The following is a 16,209-nucleotide window of genomic DNA, read 5'->3' on the forward strand; positions in this document are numbered from 1 at the left end:
CAATTCGCCCTTTCTAAAACGATTAAAAATCTGATAATGCTTTCTCTATTATAACAGAAGACTTTGTGAAGTAAAAAAAAAAGAGAGCTTCCGCTCCCATTCTCACTTTTACCTATTAAACGCGCACCCGGCTGTGAAATCAAAATCATATGAATTCCCGCAGCCGCAAATACTATCAGGCACCCTTGCGGCACATAGAACGATCTGCTTACCGCTGCTTTCTTCCGAACCTGACGGGGTTCACAGGGTGCTATTGCGCAAGACCCGACAGTACTAGCGGACTGCGGGAAAAGCATAGTCTTAATTTCTCATCCGGGTTCGGACCCTGCTTGCAGCGGATTGCAGGTTATAGGGTTCCGCCAGGCTCCCAATCCATGCGCGGTTAACGACTTAAATAAAATGGCGGAGAGGGCGGGACTCGAACCCGCGGGGCGGTTAAGCCTTACACGCTTTCCAGGCGTGCCCCTTAGCCAACTCGGACACCTCTCCATTTTATCTGTATTTTGTGCGCAGTTTTTCGAAAAATCTACTCATTATCTGAGCACATTCTTGTTCCAAAACGCCCTTTTGCAGTTGAACCTTGTGATTGATTCTCGGATCCTCAGACAAGTCATACAGCGAGCCAAATGCCCCTGCCTTCCAGTCCTGAGCGCCGTAAACCACTCTTAAAATTCTAGCTTGATAAATTGCGCCTGCACACATCAGACAGGGTTCTATTGTAACATACAACGTGCTGCCTGTCAACCTCCAAGAATTAAGATATTCTGAGGCATTTTTCAAAGCTATCATTTCGGCATGTAATTGAGCATTTTTTCCCAATTCCTTTAAATTGTGCCCTCTCGAAATGATTACACCACGTCTCACGATCACCGCGCCAATGGGAACCTCACCTTTTGCTGCTGCTAGTCGCGCCTCGTAAAGCGCTTCATGCATGTACATTTCATCATGCAGCATACTTACCTCCAGTGTCAGGTTTGTGCCGTACCAAGTTTGAAACTCAACATGGTACGGCACAGCTTTGGCGCACTCGAAAGGAGTCGAACCTTCGACCTACCGCTTAGGAGGCGGTTGCTCTATCCTACTGAGCTACGAGTGCATAATAAGAAAGTATCGGAATAATGGCTGAGCCGACAGCTACTTTACTATGTTAAAGAATTCCACACGATTTGTCAACGTCGAATCCATGAATCCTAGGTAAGTTTACGCCTGTTAGGCATTCGGCGTACAAAGTTCCAGACAAATAACCAAAATATCGATCTCTGGCTTGAATTACCTCAAGGAACCCACTATTTAAATAAGTTCTATTCTCGCTGCCATCACTTCCAAACTGCGATGCATGGCACCGAAGAGCATCCAGCTTTATATCGTAGACATTTGAAATGTCATAAGTTACAGAGACATCGGTGACATCATTGATATAATACATGAAAACCTCTTCAGGACGGTAGGCTTTTAGCCCTTCACAATCGAATTTTACAAGACCTGCAGACCAGCAAGCTTCCCGGATTAGCGAAGCACCATTTCCATGATCTGGATGACGATCATGTATGTAAGGATAAAAGAGCCGCTTAGGTCTTAGTCGTCTAATGAGTGATACAATTTGAGACACACTTTCATGGTCAGTTTTTATGCCACGGTCACTCATTTCAAGATTCAATCGCTCATTTACTCCTATAACATGAGCTGCTTTCATACTTTCATTTCTTCTGCCCTCTGGTGTGCCATTACTGGCCATTTCGCCCAGAGTTAAATCCACCATGACAATGTGCGCACCCCGTTGTGCTTCAGAGATCAGCATCCCGCCAATCCCAATTTCAATGTCATCTGGATGAACCCCAAATGCAAGAATATCGCACTCCATATGATTCCTCCAAGCTATTTAGATCTTCTAATCACAAAACATACGAATTTTTTCATTTGCCAATGTCACTTTAACCGGCGTTGTTCCGACGATATTTCCATCCACATTGAGGAGCAAACTTTTCTCCAAACTTTTTACTGAGACCTCCGAACAATTGTAATATTCTACTTCCTTAATTTTGAGATGCTCACCTTTAAAAATTGACGGAAACATGGCCATAAGCTTGAGTTTGGGAACATGATTGACAATACAAATATCCATTAATCCATCATCAATTTCAGCTTTTGGAGTGATTTTCATTCCGCCGCCAAAATATCTGCCATTTCCTATCGCAACAATTAAGGTTCTCCTTTGTATCTTCGTTTGATCTATTTGAATCTCTACTTTTCTGGCTTTGTAGGTCATCAGTGATTTTAATGTGCTTAGAAGATATGAAACAGGTCCTGGAAATACTTTCTTTATTTTTTCTGTATCAATAACAATTTGACCGTCTATGCCCATTGCGCAGACATTTACGCATTTAATACCATTGCAGTCGAAAAGATCTGCATTCTTAGTATTCCCCAGAATTATTGACTCTAAAATTATTAAAGGATCTTGTGAATTATAAAGCACTTTTGAGAAGTCATTACCTGTACCACATGGTAATATTCCCGCTTTAATATTTTGGGCACCGGACTGACAAATTCCTTGAATCATCTCAGTTAAAGTGCCGTCACCACCAATGGCAACAACCTCATTATAACCATCACGAATGGCCTGCATTGTCAGTGTAGTAATTTGTCCTTTTGACTGAGATATGATCATTTTATACTCGATCTCAGTATTTTCAAATCGTTTATGAATGGGCTCCAGTAATGTTTTCGCAGAACCCTTCCCAGCTGCAGGATTAACTATAAACATCAGCTTTCTCATTCTTCACCCCGCAATGTTTCACGTGAAACATTAATCTCCTTGTAATAAACTATACAGTCTATCAAGATCCTCATCATTGTAGAATTCAATTTCAATCTTACCCTTTAGGCGACCTCGCTTAATTTCTACCTTAGTTCCAAAATATTCTCTTAGTTGTGTCTCCATCATTTTAACCTCAAGATCAGGTTTAGTTTTTCTCTTCTTTGGTTTTACCTTTTTCTCTGGTTTTGATAAAGCATCTTCAATTTCACGCACACTCAATGCACCATCAATAATTTTCACAGCCCAGGCATGTTGGTGTTCAGGATCTTCAATGCGCAGAAGTGCTCTGCCATGTCCACCCGTGATCTGCCCAACCGCAATCATATCCTTGACACGATCATCTAGTTTTGTCAACCGCATAGTATTCGCAATATGCGACCGGCTTTTACCGACAGCTTTTGACAAATCCTCCTGAGTTAAACCATAATGTGCCATTAAATGCTCATATGCAATAGCTTCTTCGATGTCATTTAAATCTTCTCTCTGAATATTTTCAATTAACGAAAGTTGGGCAACACTTATTTCATCCACCTCACGAATAATTACAGGTACACGCTTTAATCCGGCCATACGCGCAGCACGCCAACGTCGCTCACCCGCAATAATTATATAACCTGTACCATCGTGGCGAACCAAAATTGGTTGTACAATGCCGTGAGCTTCAATCGAATCCTTTAGGGATAAAAGTGCATCCTCATCGAAATGACGGCGTGGCTGTCCTGGATTTGGCATAACTCTGTCTAATTCAACTTCAATAACCTCAGCAGATCTAAATTCACCCATTGAAGCTAATTCTGCTTCAGGAATTAATGCACCCAAACCTTTACCAAGCCCTCGTTTAAACTTTCCTGTACTCAAATTCATTTCCCCCTCACCGTTTAACGAATTCTTTTGCCAGCTTTAAATAGGCCTTGGCACCTTTCGAATGCTTATCATAGGCTACAACAGGCATTCCAAAGCTCGGTGCTTCTGCAACACGGACATTCTTTGGTATCACAGTCTTATAGACCTTGTCTTTGAAATATTTATTTACTTCTTCAACAACTTGAGAGGAAAGATTTGTTCTGCTGTCAAACATTGTTAGGAGCACACCTTCAATCTCAAGGCTTGAGTTTAGATTTTTCTTAATTCGGTGGTAGGTATCAACAAGTTGACTCACGCCCTCCAAAGCATAATATTCACATTGTATAGGAATCAAAATGCTGTCAGCCGCCACCAATGCGTTAATCGTAAGAAGCCCTAATGACGGAGGACAATCAATTAAAATATAATCATAATCGTCCTTAACTGCATGGATGACCTTTCTAAGTCTATGCTCACGCTCTGACAAATCAATCATCTCTATTTCAGCACCTGCTAAAGCAACATCTGATGGCATAATAAAAAGATTCTTGTAAATTGTCTCATGAATGCAGGCCTTGGAATCCATGTCGCCTAATAAAGCATTATAAACATTGCTGTCTACTTCATGTTTATCGATTCCAAGTCCACTTGTAGAGTTCCCCTGAGGATCATTGTCAATCACCAGAACTTTTTTCTTCATTGCAGCAAGAGCTGCACTTAAATTCACGTTGGTAGTCGTTTTCCCGACACCACCTTTTTGATTGAACACAGCGATTGCTTTACCCAAGAAAACCACTCCTCGAACGAATATTACTCTCATTATACTAGAAATAGACGCAAAAAAAATGAAAGAACACAATTAAACTGTGCTCTTTCTTAAAAATTACATTGTTTCACGTGAAACATTCACTTTTTAATGTTAATTCTCACTTCAATGCCGTCATTTGATATGATTTCCTCATAAGTTATATTGCCGCCAGCAGCACGAATAGTCTCAACGCTCTGCTTTAATGTATTTAAGTATATTTTAAAACTGGCGATTCCTCGAATCTTCTTCTTCGATGTCAATTTTTCATCCAAAGCTTCCGGTTGCTGTATCAGTTGCGCGATCAGTCTCTCCGTATCCTTTACATTCAATTGCTCTTTAACAATTCGACTGGCTACTTTTCTCAAATCCGCAGTTCTGTCTAATTTTAACAAAGCACGCGCATGTCGCTCTGTCAACTGATGATGGATCAGAACATCTCTTACAGGCTGAGGAATTGCAAGAAGTCTTATCTTATTGGAAATCGTTGATTGCTTTTTCCCTAACATTTCAGCAATTTCCTTCTGTGTCCATTGCTGGTCCTTCATCAATCTTTCAAAAGCACTGGCTTCCTCAAAGTAATTTAAATCATCTCTTTGAATATTCTCAATCAAAGCTACGGTGGCAGATTCCTGATCATTCATATTCACCAGCATAACGGGAATTTCTTTCAAACCAGCCATAGAAGCGGCTCGCAGCCTTCTTTCTCCTACAACCAATTCATAGCCGTCCTTGATAACTCTGACTGTGATCGGCTGAATCAGCCCTACGCTCTTTATTGAATCAGAGAGTTCCTTTAAGTCATCCTCCGAAAAATGTCGTCTGGGCTGATAAGGATTGGGCCGGATATATTCTATAGGAAGATGAATCAAGTGTTCGCTTCGATTCAAAGCTTAACCCTCCCTAAACAATTGGTTTCTTTGCCGGCGTACCAGCTTTTCGCGGATATAATCCTGGCGTAGACTTCACTTTTCGAATCACGACCAAATTATGAGCAAAGTCCGTGCCTGGCACACTTGTAGGTATGATCTCCGGACTGGAACCGCCAAGAACTTTGATCGCTCTTTCTGCAGCTTTAATCTCTTCAAAAGCCTCATTTGTCTTTTGTGCTATGAAATAACCACCTATCTTCACGAAGGGGAGACAATACTCAGACAAAGTACTCATATTGGCAACCGCTCTGGAAACGACTATATCATATTTCTCGCGATGAGCTGTTTGTCTCGCTGCTTCTTCAGCTCTGGCATGCAAACATGTGACGTGCTTAAAATCCAAAACTCTGCAAACCTCTGTTAAATACTGAATCCGTTTGTTCAAAGAGTCCATAAGCGTCATATCAAGTTCTGGAAGCGCAATTTTTAAAGGTACACCCGGAAACCCTGCGCCTGTGCCAAGATCCAGCACCTTCTTGCCATTAAAATCTACAGGCGCTTGAAGACAGGTTAGAGAATCTAGAAAATGTTTGTAAACAATCCCATGATCATCTGTTATTGTCGTCAGATTAATCTTCTCATTCCATTCCAACAGCAAAGCTTTATAGGTCATAAATTGCTCAAGCATCTCGTCTGGATTTTCATAACCCAGAGCCAGTAATCCCTCTTTCAATGCGCTTCTAACGTCCATTGTCGACACCTCGTCTTCTGTTTCGCTGTTCCAGATAAATCAATAATACAGAAACATCAGCCGGTGAAACCCCGGAAATTCTGGATGCTTGTCCCACTGATTCTGGCTTTATTTTTGACAGTTTCTGACGAGCTTCAAGCCGTAATCCTTCAATGTCATGATAATCGAGGTCTTCCGGAAGCCGTTTGTTTTCCAGCTGTTTGAATCGCTCAACTTGTTGCAGCTGCTTCTGTATATAACCTTGATATTTTAGCTGGATCTCACATTGAACAAAGACGTCCTCTCTCAGCGAAGGTCTATCAAAATCGATTTCCGCCAGAGATCCATAATCAACTTCAGGCCGTCTAAGCAGCTCCATCAGAGACATACCTTGTTTTATTGGTGAGCTGCCCAGTCTTTCAAGCAAACTATTGACCAGTTCAGGACGAACAATTACGCTCTCCAGACGCTTTAATTCTAACTCTATTTTATTCAGCTTATCCATCAGCTTCTCATAACGTTCTTGGGTTGCCAATCCAATGGAGTAACTTCTTTCAGTCAAACGCATATCAGCATTGTCCTGCCTCAATAGCAAACGATACTCTGCTCTTGAAGTCATCATACGGTACGGCTCGTTCGTTCCTTTTGTCACCAAATCGTCAATCAGCACCCCAATGTAAGCCTCAGAACGATCCAAAGTAAAAGGAGGCTCTCCCTTGAGCTTAAGAGCAGCATTTATGCCAGCAATGATGCCCTGAGCTGCTGCTTCCTCGTAACCTGAAGAACCATTAAATTGACCTGCAGAAAACAGATTCTCAATGGATTTCAATTCAAGCGTGTTCTTAAGTTGAGACGGATCCAAACAATCATACTCTATTGCATAAGCCGGACGCATGACCTCGACATTTTCAAGACCAGGAATTGTCCTCATAAAAGCTGTTTGAACATCCTCAGGAAGGCTCGTCGACATCCCTTGTACATACATTTCGCTCGTTTCATAACCCTCAGGTTCAACAAACAACTGATGGCGTTCTTTGTCTGCAAATCTCGTGATTTTGTCCTCAATAGACGGACAATAACGTGTTCCAGTCCCTTCAATTTGACCGCCATACATTGCTGATCTCAATATATTTTTCTGAATGACGGCATGCGTCTCGGCATTGGTATAGGTCAACCAGCAAGGTAACTCTTCAAAGGAGATGCTGTCATTCAAGAATGAAAAGGGAACGGGTTTTGGATCACCGAACTGCGCTTCCATCTTTGAATAGTCAAGCGAACGTTTATTCACGCGCGCCGGTGTGCCGGTTTTGAACCGCCAGATCTCCAACCCGTGAGATTTCAGATTCTCCGAGAGCTTTAAAGAGGGTGCCAAACCGTTTGGACCACTTTGAAAGACTGAACTTCCAATGAAAATTTTTCCGCCCAAGTAGGTTCCAGTCGCCAATATAATTGCCCTGGCTACATAGCGTGCCCCTGTACTGGTTAAGAGGCTTTTCACACGACCATCGGCAACCTCAATCTCTACGATTTCACCTTGCTTTAAATCTAAGCCAACTGTATTTTCTATGACCTTTTTCATTTCCACATGATATCTCGTCTTATCTGCCTGAGCTCGAAGCGAATGAACTGCAGGTCCTTTTCTGGTATTGAGCATTTTGCTCTGCACCATGGCTAGGTCAGTGATCAGGCCCATCTGTCCTCCCAGCGCGTCCACTTCCCGAACCAAGTGTCCTTTTCCAGTTCCGCCGATGGATGGATTACAAGGCAACATAGCCAATGAATCCAGGTTAATCGAGAACATGACGGTTTTCATGCCCAACCTGGCACTGGCCAGAGCCGCTTCACAGCCGGCATGACCGGCACCGATTACGGCAACATCATAGGTGCCGCTGTAAAATTCTTCTGGCAAGATTAACACCTCTCTATTTGCCTAAGCAAAACTGACTGAAAATCTTCGTGATCAAATCGTTTTCAACCGTTTCACCTGTTATTTCGCCGAGTGCATCGTACGCGTTCCTGACATCTACCTGTAAAAAATCGTACGGCATTCCCTTTTTACAAGAGTCGAGTGCATCGCCAAGGGATTTCGCGGACCTTCTCAATGCATCCTGATGTCTGAGATTTGTCACCACAGAACGCTCTGTGAGTGAAATTTGCCCCCCGTAAACCATTTTGGCGATTTCTTCTTCAAGTTCCTGGATGCCTTCTTCTTGAATGAGAGATGTTTTGATGACCGGGATCTCGCTGCCAAGACGATCACGCAACGTCATTTCATCAAGAACCGGGTCAAGATCGCTCTTGTTTAACAGTACAATAGCACGCCGATTCTTTAGATATTTCATAATGTCCTCATCTTCAGGGGACAGCGGTTCAGCTGCATTCAGAACGAAAACGACAAGATCTGCACGGTTAAAGAAAGCCTTGCTTCTTTCAACGCCAAGCTTTTCAACAAGATCCTCCGTCTCACGGATCCCTGCAGTGTCCACGAGCTTCACCGGTACACCACGCACGTTGAGGGTTTCCTCAATGACATCACGCGTCGTTCCCGGGATATCGGTGACAATAGCTCTGGATTCCCGCAGCAGAGTATTCAAAAGCGAGGATTTTCCAACATTTGGCTTACCTACGATAACTGTGCTGAGACCATCCCTCAAAATACGTCCTGTCTCGCTGTTTTCAAGCAGTACAGACACGGATTTCTCAGCTGCTTTAAACCGGTCTGTCATCTCCGAATAAGTCATTTCTTCAATATCCTCTTCCGGATAATCTATACAGACTTCAAGCTGGGCCATTGCAGAAAGGAGTTCTGCTCTTACAGCGTCAACCTTCCCCGACAAATGACCTTCCAACTGATTGTAAGCTACCTCAAAACCCTGTGGTGTCTTGGCCTGAATGAGGTCCATCACCGATTCGGCCTGAGCCAGGTCGAGACGTCCGTTTAAAAACGCACGCTTTGTAAACTCACCAGGTTCCGCCATGCTAGCACCATTTTCCAAAATCAATTTCACAATCTCCGTTAACGGTACCATACCGCCGTGACAATGGATTTCGACGAGATCTTCACGCGTATAAGTTGCCGGTGAAAACATGGGCACAAGCAGCACCTCATCAACAACGGAGTCATTTTTGTAAATATGTCCGTAAAGCATCCTTCGATGATCACTTACTACTAGATCTCTATTCTTTTTCTGTCTAAAAATCTTGTTGGCTATTTCAATGCTGAGCTCACCGCTCATTCTAACTATGCCGATGGCACCTTCACCTGGAGGTGTTGAAATAGCGACAATTGTATCCTCTCTGAACAATGTCTGTCCTCCTTTCGGATACAAAAAACCCAGTAGCTTGACTGGGTTTTTCAAGGTTACTTATTCAAGAAAATTACGACTTTGCGATTTGGCTCCTCGCCCTCACTTTTAGTGCTGACGTAAGGATGTCCCTGCAACGTCGCGTGTATGATTCTTCTCTCGTATGGATTCATAGGTTCAAGTACAATATCTTTGCGCATCTTCTTTGCCTTCGCGGCGAGTCTGTGCGCCAATTTCTCGAGTGTTTCCTTTCGCTTTGCGCGATAACTTTCAGTATCCAGAGTTACTCTGAGATAGTCTGCTCTTTCTTTATTGACTACCAGACTCACCAAGTATTGAAGTGCATCCAGTGTTTGGCCTCTGCGTCCAATCAGGATCGCCATATCATTGCCAAGAATGTCAAGATTCAAAGCATCTCCATCCAGTTTAGCGACAACCGTACCGTCAATGCCCATCTTATCAAGAATTTTTTCCAGGAACTCCACCGCGATTCGATCGCTTTTTTCCTTGAGCTCTACACGAACTTTTGCCTCTTTTGCGCCAAAGAGTCCAAACAAACCCTTCGAGGACTCTTCTATGACGTCTACTTTAACCTGATCTTCAGTTGCTGACAATTCAATCAGCGCTAATTTAAGCGCTTCATCTACAGTTCTCGCGGTTTTTTCGACAACATACATGAACGTGTTAAGCCTCCTTCTTTTTCAGGTGACCAGTAAGCTTTTGCTGAACAAGCTGGAACAAACTGCTTATGATCCAGTAAATCAGAACGCCGGCAGAGAGTGTTCGACCGGTAAACAAGATCACGAACGGTAAAATTTTATTCATAGTCTTCATTTGCTCATTGACCTGTTGGCCATCATACATTGAATTCATCTGCCAGTAAGTGATTGCTGCTGCAAGAATAGGCATGATGCCCGGGAGTGCTCCGATAAATCCAGTTGCCGATGGTATCAATAAGCTAAGCGTATCAGGTGCAGCAAGGTCTTTAATCCATAAAAAGCCTTTGCTTAGAGCCTCATTCGCCAGTGCAGCATCATTGTTGAATACATATTGAATAGGATCTCTAAGCGTACCGAACAACGCAAAGATAATTGGCAACTGAATCAAAAGGGGAAGACAGCCTGCCATTGGGTTGATATGATGCTGTTTATATAGATCCATTTGCTTAGCAGCAAGTGTCTCTTTATCATTCTTGTATTTTTCCTGCAGCTCTTTAAGCTTTGGCTGAATTTCATTAATAGCTTTTGAAGAACGAATTTGCTGCAAATTCAGCGGATACAGCAATAATTTGACCAAGATTGTAAAAACTATGATGGATAATGCGTAATCATTGACAAGGTTATAGATCAAACCTAATGTTTTACCAAAAATTGCATACAAAAAACTCAATTTTTTTTCCTCCCGACCAGCATTAACACAATTTTATTTTAGTGGATCATATCCCCCCGGATGTAAGGGATGGCATTTTAAAATACGTTTGATGCTAAGCCAAGAACCTTTTAAAGCACCGTACTTGGACACAGCGTCAAATGCATAATGACTGCAAGTGGGATGAAACCTGCATCTCGGACCGAGAAGCGGTGATATGTACCCTTGATAAAAGCGGATCAGCGCAAGAAGCAATTTTTTCATCTCTGACGAAGCTCCTTCAACAACCGGCGCACACTTTTTTCAATATCCTGATAAGTTGCGTCAACGATTCTGACACGCGCTATAAATACCAGATCATATCCCACTGGCACCCGGTCCGAATTTAATCTGTATGCTTCTCTGATCAAGCGTTTTGCCCGGTTTCTCACAACACTCTTCCCAACTTTTTTGCTGACTGAAAAACCAACTCGGTTCACTGTCAGACCATTGGGTTTATGATACATCACGACAAATCGTGTTGCTGTCGACTTGGAATGTTTGTATACCTCAGCAAATTGACCGCTTTTTTTAAGCCCTTCAATCTTCACAATGAACCTCCAAGGCCTATAATTGCAAAAAAAGACCACTAGTCGCGGTCTTAAGCAGTCAAACTCTTTCTTCCTTTTCTTCTACGAGCTCTCAATACGTTTCTTCCGGATTTAGTTTTCATTCTCTTTCTAAAGCCGTGTTCGACTGATCTTTGTCTCTTTTTAGGTTGATAAGTTCTTTTCACTTGAAACACCTCCTTGAAATTAGATATCTATTAAACCAATGGGTTCACAAAACAAAAAGTCTGCTATGTCATTATAATTTCTAAGACAGACCTTGTCAATACCGATTTGTGCCTTTGAATGCTTCATTCACGCACCTCATTCACGCCAATTCCAAAAGTTGTCGACTTGATAAGAGATTTTGACAAAAGGCTTCATCCACAATGTTACCCACATAGGACCAAACTCACAGGCTGTGGATATTTTCTTTATTTGAATTGAAATGGACGTCATAATTTGATATTATTATCTCACTGTTGATAAGTGAATTTTTTAATCCAAAACATTCACATTTATCCACGAATTGTGGATAACACTGTGAATATTTTTCATTTAATTGCGCAAAATCGCGTTTGAATGTGCGTCGGGCCATATTGATATGTGGATAAACCCTGCGCAGTCACATGTGGATAAACGATCAATGCGCATTTTTTTATGCACCTTTATCCACATAACGCACACAAAACTGTTGATAGCTTAAACACAGGTGGACTCAGGAAGTTATCCTATCTTACCTGTTGATGATTTGTGAATAAAGTTTTTGGAGGTAAAAAAATGAGTTTGAATGTCCGGGAGTTATGGGAAGCGACTATGGCATTAATCAAAAAAGAATTGACAGAAGTGAGCTACAATACATGGTTAAAGTCGATCTCTCCCATTGCGGTCCGAGGCAATCGATTAATTTTGGCTGTGCCTAACGATTTTAACAAGGAAATCCTAGAAAATCGTTATTTGTCTCTCATCACTAATGCTGTACATGAAGCTGCAAATAGGGAATTTTTAATTGAATTCGTCTTGATCAGCGAATCGGCAAAATATGAAAAAGAAACTCAATCTTCTTCAAGAGAAGATGACGCATTTAATGATGATATCAATCAGATCAGGCTTAATCCAAAGTACGTTTTTGACGAGTTTGTCATCGGAAACAGCAATCGTTTTGCTCATGCTGCGTCACTTGCTGTCGCCGAATCACCTGCGAAAGCTTATAATCCGTTGTTTATTTATGGCGGTGTAGGCCTTGGAAAGACACACCTTATGCACGCCATCGGCCACTATATTCTTGATCAGAATAAGAAAGCCAAAGTTGCCTATGTCACTTCAGAGAAATTTACCAATGAATTAATCAATTCCATAAAAGATGACAAAAATGCCGAATTCAGAAACAGATACAGAAATGTCGATGTTCTGTTAGTGGATGATATTCAGTTCATCGCGGGCAAAGAAAGAACTCAGGAAGAATTTTTCCATACCTTTAATGCTTTGTATGAAGCAAACAAGCAAATTATTGTCTCAAGTGACCGCCCACCAAAGGAAATTCCTACTTTGGAAGATCGCCTTCGGTCACGTTTTGAATGGGGATTGATCACGGATATCCAGGCACCGGATTTTGAGACAAGAATAGCTATTTTAAGGAAAAAAGCGGAACTCGACAGCATCATAATTCCAAATGAAGTCTTTGAATTTATCGCCCGCAAAATCAAATCGAACATCAGAGAACTTGAGGGTGCTCTCACTAGGATCATCGCTTATGCTTCTCTCGCGAACGTCGAAATTTCAGTGGACATAGCTGCGGAAGCCTTAAAAGATATAATTGCCTCCTCAAAACCAAAGCAAATCAATGTTGAACTGATAAAATCGATTGTTGCCCAACATTTCAATGTCAAAGCTGATGATTTTGATACTAAACGGCGTACACGCTCAATATCATATCCTCGTCAAATTGCCATGTATCTATGCCGTGAACTAACTGATATGTCTTTGCCCAAAATAGGTGAAGAGTTCGGTGGCAGAGATCATACCACTGTTATCCACGCCTATGATAAAATCTCAAAAGAAATTCAAGAGAGCGCTTCCTTTAAATCAAGACTCGATAAAATAACAAAGGAAATCCAAGGCGAATAAACTTTGAAGAAAATTACTCACAAAATCCTGTGAAAAACTTTAGGTGCGCCTGTGGATAAAAACGGGCGCCTGTTTTTATCTTTTTCTGTGGATAAAACAGCAGCTTTCAGGTACTTTATCCACAGTGTACAAATTTATTTAACGACCTGAAATCAACACTTTCGTGAGTTTTCAACATACTAACAGCCCCTACTACTATGACTAATAATATTACTTAGTTAATTTTAAACTCAAAATTGATCGCAAATGAGGAGGTTTTCCACATTGAAGTTCACTTGCCCGCAATCCGTACTCTCTGAAGCCATCTTAACCGTCTCAAAAGCTGTCTCTTCAAAATCGACTCATCCTGTATTGAATGGTATATTAGTTGAAGCCAGTGGTAGTGAAGTTACTCTTACTGGAAATGATCTCAGCCTGGGTATAGAGACAAAGTTCATCGCTGAAGTTGACCAAGAGGGCAGTGTCGTTCTCCCAGCTAGACTCTTTGGAGAAATTGTAAGAAAATTAGCGCCATTAAACGTTATGATTGAGTCTAGTGACAATTATGAAACCAGAATAACCTGTGACCGGTCAGATTTCAAAATTATGGGTATGTCAGATGCAGAATTCTCTGAGATTCCTGAAGTGGATGCAGCTTCAGGCGTTCAAATAGAATGCGGGCTGTTGAAGGGCATGATCCGCCAAACTTTGTTTGCTACTTCTTTGGATGAGTCACGACCTATTTTGACTGGTGCACTCTTTGAATTTGAGCCAGATCGTTTGTCAGTTGTGGCAATAGATGGTTACAGACTGGCTCTAAGACAGGCGATGCTTCATTCTGAATTGACAGGAAAGGTTGTCGTTCCGGCAAAAACACTTAACGAAGTGGCTAAGATCCTGACAGGTGTTCCTGATGCTGAGACTTTACAGGTTTTATTCACTGATCGCCATATCCTCTTTGAGTTCAATCAGATAAGGATAGTAAGCAGATTGCTTGAGGGTGAATTTATTAAATACACTCAAATTCTTCCAAAAGATAACAAAACAATCGCAAAGGTGAAAACAGATGAATTGCTGAGCGGTCTTGAGCGAGCTTCACTAATGGCAAAAGAAAGTAAAAACAGTTCAATTAAGTTATCGTTAAAACCACAAAGAATGAATATTCTTTCCAATGTCGAAATAGGCAGTGTCAATGAGGAAGTTTCAATTGACTTAAGCGGACCTGAACTTGATATTGGTTTTAATCCTAAATATCTGATTGATGCATTGAAAGTGATGGAAAGCGAATGGGTTGTCCTTGAATTTTCAACCAACGTAAGCCCTTGCATCATGAAACCTGTCGACCACGGATTCTATACTTATCTTGTCCTGCCAGTCAGAATGGCATAAAGGAGACGCTTATGCAAGTCATGATAAACACAGAATTCATTAAACTGGATCAATTGATAAAATTGTCAGGTATGGTTCAAACCGGGGGCTATGCAAAGCAAATTATTGCCGATGGTATGGTTAAGGTAAATGGTAACCATGAGTTTCAACGAGGTAAAAAAATCAGGCCTGGAGATCTCGTTGAAATTGAAATAAGAGATGAGTCGGACAAGATCGTTGAAACTCATACCATTGAGGTCGTATTTGGCCAGGAGGAATAATTTGTGTATGTTCGAAAGCTAAAGCTCGAAAATTTCAGAAATTATGATGAGCTTGAGCTCGAATTTGATCGATATTTGAATTTAATTATCGGTGATAATGGGCAGGGAAAGACAAATCTGATTGAAGCACTTTTTGTGGGTGGATTTGGAAGATCATTCAGAACATCCAGAGAAAGAGATATGGTTCGATTCAATATCAACACAGCGTATCTCGGCATTCATTTCCAACAACATGGGATTGAAAGCCATCTTGAGATGCGCTTTTTAGAGGATAAGAAAAAATCCTTAAAGTATAACGAATCCCCCATTCAAAGATTAAGCGAATGGGTCGGCAGACTTAATATTGTCGCCTTTACGCCTGAAGACCTTAAATTGGTTAAAGAGTCTCCCGTAGAAAGAAGGCGCTTCATCGACCGGGAAATCTCTCAAATGAGTACCAGATATCTTATGGCTTTCGTTCATTACAATAGAGCACTGGATCAAAGAAATGCCCTGCTTAGAGCAAAATCAACCCAATGGCCTCTTTATGAGATATGGGAAGAAAAAATGGCCCAGTACGGCGCTCAAGTGATCCTGAAACGGCTTGAATTTATAAGCAAGCTGGACAGGATCAGTCAGCGTATCCATTTTCAAATGACGAACGGTAAAGAAAAATTTAGTGTAGAATATTTGTCTTTTATCACAAATGAAATTGGCCAGGATTATGATACAATAGTGTCAGCGATTATTAGAAAACTGGAAGAATATAGGGAAAATGATATAGAAAGAGGCTTTACATGGTACGGGCCTCATCGTGATGACCTGAAACTGACTATAAATGGGCATGATGCCAGAGTATTTGGTTCACAGGGACAACAGAGAACCGCAGCATTATCTCTCAAGTTGTCAGAAATTGAAATCATTTTCGAGGAAACCGGTGAATATCCAGTTTTGATTCTGGATGATGTCATGTCAGAACTGGACCAGCACCGTCAAAACCTATTGATAAAAACTTTTGAGAATGTACAGACATTTATAACGACGACAGAGCTAAGTACTATCAAAAATGATCACCTTTCAAGAGGCAAGATCTTGAAAGTAGTTGATGGTACTGTTATTGAATTTGAAACATCAGGAGGTAACTGAG

18 protein-coding genes, 2 tRNA genes and 1 other RNA gene are annotated in these 16,209 nt (G+C 41.5%); 4 read left to right on the plus strand and 17 right to left on the minus strand.

The annotated features are described in order from the left end of the window. Positions 1-120: 120 nt before the first annotated feature. The 17 genes from ffs to rpmH form a co-directional block, all read right to left on the minus strand. An RNA gene (gene ffs / locus AC4PHM_RS12670) (signal recognition particle sRNA large type) lies at positions 121-381 on the minus strand. Positions 382-400: 19 nt separating this feature from the next. Then, positions 401-489: transfer RNA gene (locus AC4PHM_RS12675), tRNA-Ser, on the minus strand. A 3-nt stretch (positions 490-492) separates the two neighbouring features. Further along, the gene (gene tadA, locus AC4PHM_RS12680; protein WP_492018123.1) at positions 493-954 is read right to left on the minus strand and encodes a tRNA adenosine(34) deaminase TadA; all 462 of its coding nucleotides are present in this window, start codon (positions 952-954) and stop codon (positions 493-495) included. Positions 955-1,019: 65 nt separating this feature from the next. Then, a tRNA-Arg gene (locus AC4PHM_RS12685) sits at positions 1,020-1,096 on the minus strand. 51 nt (positions 1,097-1,147) lie between these two features. Then, on the minus strand, positions 1,148-1,861 hold the full coding sequence (gene bshB1 / locus AC4PHM_RS12690; protein ID WP_492018124.1) for a bacillithiol biosynthesis deacetylase BshB1: 714 nt from the start codon (positions 1,859-1,861) through the stop codon (positions 1,148-1,150). Positions 1,862-1,888: 27 nt separating this feature from the next. Continuing rightward, entirely contained in the window at positions 1,889-2,776 is an 888-nt protein-coding gene (locus AC4PHM_RS12695; protein ID WP_492018125.1) for a diacylglycerol/lipid kinase family protein, read from the minus strand. 30 nt (positions 2,777-2,806) lie between these two features. Next, positions 2,807-3,676, minus strand: a complete 870-nt coding sequence (locus AC4PHM_RS12700; RefSeq protein ID WP_492018126.1) for a ParB/RepB/Spo0J family partition protein — start codon at positions 3,674-3,676, stop codon at positions 2,807-2,809. Between the two features lie 13 nt (positions 3,677-3,689). Continuing rightward, positions 3,690-4,448 carry a ParA family protein gene (locus AC4PHM_RS12705; protein WP_492018127.1) on the minus strand — a complete coding sequence of 253 codons (759 nt, stop codon included), beginning with the start codon at positions 4,446-4,448 and terminating at the stop codon, positions 3,690-3,692. 119 nt (positions 4,449-4,567) lie between these two features. Next, positions 4,568-5,356, minus strand: a complete 789-nt coding sequence (locus tag AC4PHM_RS12710) for a ParB/RepB/Spo0J family partition protein (RefSeq protein WP_492018128.1) — start codon at positions 5,354-5,356, stop codon at positions 4,568-4,570. Positions 5,357-5,369: 13 nt separating this feature from the next. Beyond that, entirely contained in the window at positions 5,370-6,089 is a 720-nt protein-coding gene (rsmG, locus tag AC4PHM_RS12715) for a 16S rRNA (guanine(527)-N(7))-methyltransferase RsmG (protein WP_492018129.1), read from the minus strand. Further along, a complete protein-coding gene (gene mnmG / locus AC4PHM_RS12720; RefSeq protein WP_492018130.1) occupies positions 6,079-7,977 on the minus strand; it encodes a tRNA uridine-5-carboxymethylaminomethyl(34) synthesis enzyme MnmG in 1,899 nt (632 codons plus the stop codon). The genes rsmG and mnmG overlap by 11 nt, the downstream gene beginning before the upstream one ends. A gap of 13 nt (positions 7,978-7,990) precedes the next feature. Continuing rightward, positions 7,991-9,373 carry a tRNA uridine-5-carboxymethylaminomethyl(34) synthesis GTPase MnmE gene (mnmE, locus tag AC4PHM_RS12725; RefSeq protein ID WP_492018131.1) on the minus strand — a complete coding sequence of 461 codons (1,383 nt, stop codon included), beginning with the start codon at positions 9,371-9,373 and terminating at the stop codon, positions 7,991-7,993. Positions 9,374-9,429: 56 nt separating this feature from the next. Beyond that, positions 9,430-10,050 (minus strand): RNA-binding cell elongation regulator Jag/EloR, encoded by a 621-nt coding sequence (gene jag, locus AC4PHM_RS12730; protein ID WP_492018132.1) that lies wholly within the window; start codon positions 10,048-10,050, stop codon positions 9,430-9,432. 7 nt (positions 10,051-10,057) lie between these two features. Further along, complete coding sequence (locus AC4PHM_RS12735; RefSeq protein ID WP_291404490.1) at positions 10,058-10,762, minus strand: YidC/Oxa1 family membrane protein insertase; 705 nt, start codon at positions 10,760-10,762, stop codon at positions 10,058-10,060. A 33-nt stretch (positions 10,763-10,795) separates the two neighbouring features. Beyond that, a complete protein-coding gene (gene yidD, locus AC4PHM_RS12740) occupies positions 10,796-11,005 on the minus strand; it encodes a membrane protein insertion efficiency factor YidD (RefSeq protein ID WP_291404489.1) in 210 nt (69 codons plus the stop codon). Beyond that, positions 11,002-11,331, minus strand: a complete 330-nt coding sequence (rnpA, locus tag AC4PHM_RS12745; protein WP_492018133.1) for a ribonuclease P protein component — start codon at positions 11,329-11,331, stop codon at positions 11,002-11,004. Before rnpA ends, yidD begins: the two co-directional genes overlap by 4 nt. Positions 11,332-11,381: 50 nt before the next feature. Then, a complete protein-coding gene (gene rpmH / locus AC4PHM_RS12750; protein WP_291404487.1) occupies positions 11,382-11,516 on the minus strand; it encodes a 50S ribosomal protein L34 in 135 nt (44 codons plus the stop codon). A 598-nt stretch (positions 11,517-12,114) separates the two neighbouring features. Here rpmH and dnaA point away from each other — a divergent pair. The 4 genes from dnaA (at position 12,115) to recF (ending at position 16,208) form a co-directional block, all read left to right on the plus strand. Then, positions 12,115-13,455 carry a chromosomal replication initiator protein DnaA gene (dnaA, locus tag AC4PHM_RS12755; protein ID WP_492020513.1) on the plus strand — a complete coding sequence of 447 codons (1,341 nt, stop codon included), beginning with the start codon at positions 12,115-12,117 and terminating at the stop codon, positions 13,453-13,455. 264 nt (positions 13,456-13,719) lie between these two features. Continuing rightward, positions 13,720-14,823, plus strand: a complete 1,104-nt coding sequence (gene dnaN / locus AC4PHM_RS12760; RefSeq protein WP_492018134.1) for a DNA polymerase III subunit beta — start codon at positions 13,720-13,722, stop codon at positions 14,821-14,823. 11 nt (positions 14,824-14,834) lie between these two features. Then, entirely contained in the window at positions 14,835-15,083 is a 249-nt protein-coding gene (locus AC4PHM_RS12765; protein ID WP_492018135.1) for an RNA-binding S4 domain-containing protein, read from the plus strand. Between the two features lie 3 nt (positions 15,084-15,086). Further along, on the plus strand, positions 15,087-16,208 hold the full coding sequence (recF, locus tag AC4PHM_RS12770) for a DNA replication/repair protein RecF (RefSeq protein ID WP_492018136.1): 1,122 nt from the start codon (positions 15,087-15,089) through the stop codon (positions 16,206-16,208). Position 16,209: the final 1 nt, after the last annotated feature.

It is taken from the genome of Acidaminobacter sp. QWL-03 (assembly GCF_058683855.1).